Below are 292 nucleotides of genomic sequence, written 5' to 3'. Positions count from 1 at the left end.
TGATGCGTGAACGCGGCCAGGCCGAAGGTGCGGCGTTTGTGATCGCCAGTCACGATGAGCGCTTAACCCGCCGTGCTGACCGTGTTGTGCATTTACTGGATGGGAGACTGCAATGAAACGATTCGCGTTAGAAAGCACCTGGCTGCGCTTTGCCTTCCACAATGCCTTGCGCAACCGGCGCCGCTCTTTGGTCACCGTCAGTGTCGCCGCACTGGGGTCGGCTGCATTGCTGCTCGCAGGTGGCTTCGCTTATTCGACTTACGAAGGTCTGGCCCAGTCCGCGGCGCGCAGC

General features: G+C 61.0%; 1 pseudogene. It reads left to right on the top strand.

Annotated features, from left to right (window positions below):
- Positions 1 to 112: 112 nt before the first annotated feature.
- Positions 113 to 292 (top strand): annotated as a pseudogene (locus tag KDM89_RS21725) (hypothetical protein); the annotation flags it as partial.

Source organism: Cognatundibacterium luofuense, from assembly GCF_018139685.1.
Classification (GTDB): domain Bacteria; phylum Pseudomonadota; class Gammaproteobacteria; order Burkholderiales; family Burkholderiaceae_D; genus Undibacterium; species Undibacterium luofuense.
This window is presented reverse-complemented; position numbering and strand designations above follow the sequence as displayed.